Origin of the sequence: Aquamicrobium segne (genome assembly GCF_042656785.1) — a bacterium.
GTDB lineage: Bacteria > Pseudomonadota > Alphaproteobacteria > Rhizobiales > Rhizobiaceae > Mesorhizobium > Mesorhizobium segne.
In genome coordinates, this window is the sequence record NZ_JBHSLL010000081.1 from 1 (window position 1) to 3,549 (window position 3,549).

The 3,549-nt window shown below is 62.8% G+C and carries 2 protein-coding genes; one reads left to right on the plus strand and one right to left on the minus strand.

The window, feature by feature from the left end; genetic code table 11:
* Positions 1-2,850 (minus strand): Tn3 family transposase (locus ACFPLB_RS17615; protein WP_378232093.1); only part of this gene is annotated, 2,850 nt, incomplete at its 3' end.
* 125 nt (positions 2,851-2,975) lie between these two features.
* Between ACFPLB_RS17615 and ACFPLB_RS17620 the strand changes: the two genes are divergently transcribed.
* On the plus strand, positions 2,976-3,549 hold a 574-nt coding region (locus ACFPLB_RS17620; RefSeq protein ID WP_378232095.1), incomplete at its 3' end, for a recombinase family protein.

Consider the following 3,549-nt stretch of genomic DNA (forward strand, 5'->3'; position numbering starts at 1 on the left):
GATGTGCTCCCATCCGAGCGGCGAGACATGGGCCAGCAGATCGGACGATAGCAGCTTTCCATCGCGTTTCTGCTTGGCGACGACTTCGCCCAGCTTCATGGTGTTCCAGAAGATGATGATCGCGGCGAGCAGATTCATACCGGCAATCCGGTAATGCTGGCCTTCGGCGGAACGGTCGCGGATTTCGCCGCGCCGGTGGAAGCTGATGGCCCTCTTCAGCGCGTGATGCGCCTCGCCCTTGTTGAGCCCGATCTGGGCGCGGCGTTGCAGATCGGCATCCAGAATCCAGTCGATCATGAACAGGGTCCGCTCGACGCGACCGACCTCGCGCAAAGCCGTGGCCAGTTCGTTCTGCCGTGGATAGGAGGCGAGCTTGCGCAGAATCTGGCTGGGCGCGATGCTCCCGGCCGCGATGGTGGCGGCGATGCGCAGGATATCGGGCCAGTTGCGCTCGATCATGGCCTGATTGATTTTTCCGCCGATCAACGGCCTCAAATGCGCCGGGGCGGCCGATGGACTGAACGCATAGAGCCGCTTGGAGGGCAGATCCCGGATACGAGGGGCGAACCGATAGCCAAGAATGGCGCACGCGGCAAAGACGTGATCGGTGAAGCCGCCCGTGTCGGCGAACTGCTCGCGGATATGACGGCCGGCATCGTTCATGAGCAGGCCGTCGAGGATATAGGGCGCTTCACTTGCCGTTGCAGGGATCACCTGGGTCGCGAACGGCGCGTATTGGTCCGAGACATGGCTATAGGCTTTCAGGCCCGGGGTATTGCCGTATTTCGCGTTGACGAGATTCATGGCTTCGCCTTGCTCTGTCGCGGCGAAGAACTGGCCGTCGCTCGAAGCCGAGGTGCCCATGCCCCATATCTGGGCCATGGGTAACGCCGCCTGCGCCTCGACCACCATGGCCAGCGCCCGGTCGTAGGCTTCGCCTTCGACATGCCATCGTCCAATGCGGATCAACTCCCAGAAGGTGTGGGTGTTCGTCGCGTCGGCCATCTTGCGCAGGCCGAGGTTGATCCCCTCCGCCAGGATGACGTTCATCAGCCCGATCCTGTCGACGCAGGGCGCTCCCGTGCGCAGATGGGTGAAGGCCTCACAGAATCCGGTCGCCGCATCCGCCTCCAGCAGGAGGTCGGTGATCCGCGTGGGAGGAATCTGCCTGTAGAGATCGAGCACCATATCCTCGGTGCCGTCAGGCGCAGCAGCTTCGAGCTTCTCGATATGCAGGACGCCATTTTCGATCGACCCGCCAGGGATCGTGCCTGTGCGCGCTGCACGCCCCAGCTCGCGCAGCCGGATATCAAGCCGGGCTTGACGATCCGTCAGCCATTCCTCTGGCCGCAATGGCACGGCGAGACGGCTGCTTTCCGCCACAGCTTGCGCCGGCACGAGTGCGTGTTTCAGATCACCATAGCGCCGGGATTTGGCCAGCCAGACATCTCCGGATCGGAATGCATCGCGCAGATGGAACAGCACCGCAATCTCCCAGAGGCGTGTATCGCCGGCCGCCTGGGCACGAAGATGGCGATGCCACTTCGAGCTCGGCCGCAGGAAGGCGGTTTGCGCGGTATCGTTCGAACCGGTGCGCAGGGCCGTCACTGCTTCCAGAAGTGGCTGCGCAACAGGGGCGGCCCGGAGATCGAGCAGGCGTAACATGCGGGGAGCGTATCGGCGGAAACGGTGATAGCCGTCGAGCACATGATTGAGCGGATCGTCCGCCATGGTGGCGGTGAGCCTGGTTGCCATCACGACAAGGGTTTTGAAGCCGTCCCAACCCGATCCGCGCGCGATGACGTCGCCCAGCGGCTGGCCATCATCCTGCGCATCGACCAGGGCTCCGCCGATTTCGGCGAAGGATTTCAGGGTGTCGCGCACCGCGTTCGCTTCGTCGGCGACTTTCGCCTGGCAAATGCGCTCAGAAGCGCGGTAGAGCCTGCCGACGATCCGATCGTGGGTTTCGACCACGGCATCGGCAAGCATCGCCTGCCATTCCGATGCGCAGACGGCCAGAATCGCAAGCCGCCTGTCTTCCGGAAGATCGCGCATGCCATCGGCGTAATACCGTTCGCCCTGCCTGCGCAGGCGTGTCACGCGATGGGCAGGAACACCGGCCAAAAGATCCTCGGGAAGATCGGCACGTTGCAGATATTCCAGCCGGTCGAGCAGCCGGTTGGCCGAGGAAGAGTTCGACCCCGGCTCGAACTGACGCAGCCACACGAAGCGGGTCACCCGATCGTCGACCGTTTCCTCGAGCAATGCCAGCAACTGTTCCCGGGTCGGCATGGACAACCGATCGGCAATCCGCGCCTCGATTTGCCGCTCGGCATCGACCAGAGCCGTGGCGCAGAGGCGCTCGATCGTGGATGTCGCGGGAAGAACCGTGCGGGTGCGACGGCATTCGGCCACAAAGCGACGGGCAATGTCCTCGTTCGACACCGCCAGTTCGGCTTCCCTGAACAGCCAGTCCTTCAACTCGCGCGCACCACGTCCGGAGAAGGTGCGGAATCCATAGAGCGCCCGCAACTCGGCAAGATGCTCGTGCCGCGTCTCCTCACGGGCGGCATAGTCAACCAGATCGTCGACATTCAGGCCAAGCTGTGCTCCGATAAATTCGACGACCTCCGCTGGGATCAGTTCGCCAGGCGCCAGCACGCGGCCGGGATAGCGCAGGACGCATAATTGCAGGGCGAAGCCGAACCTGTTGTGAGCACGTCGGCGCTGCCTGATATGGCCGATATCTTCATCGCTCAGCGTGTAGTGCCTCAACAAATCCGTCTGGGAGGTCGGCAGGCGCAGCAGCACATCCTTCTGCCGATGGGTGAGAGTGACGCGACGCGGCATCCATGTTCCTTTTTCAAAATCCGATGATATTCAAGACGCTTTGTTTATGAAGCTGGTTGAGATACATTTCCAGTGCACAAATCATTCGTGGCCCGCGCGCCGCCTCAAACCAACGTTTAAGAAACATGCTGATCGGATACGCCCGAGTCTCCAAAGCCGATGGCTCCCAGTCCCTCGACCTGCAGCACGACGCGCTGCGCGCCGCCGGCGTCGATCAGGACAACATCTATGAGGATCGCGCTTCAGGAAGCCGTGACGATCGCCCAGGTCTCGCCGCCTGCCTGAAATCAATGCGCGCCGGCGATGTGCTGGTGGTCTGGAAGCTCGATCGCCTCGGGCGGTCGCTTGCCCACTTGGTCAACACCGTGAAGGCTCTCTCGGATCGCAGCATCGGCCTGCGAGTGCTGACCGGAAAGGGTGCCCAGATCGACACCACGACCGCATCCGGCCGCATGGTGTTCGGCATCTTCGCAACCCTAGCCGAATTCGAACGAGATCTGATCCGCGAGCGCACCATGGCCGGCCTCGCCGCCGCCAGAGCGCGCGGTCGCAAAGGTGGACGAAAATTCGCCCTGACCAAAGCACAGGTGCGCCTCGCCCAGGCCGCTATGGCGCAGCGCGACACTTCCGTTTCCGATCTGTGCAAGGAACTCGGAATCGAGCGCGTCACTCTCTATCGCTACGTCGGCCCGAAGGGCG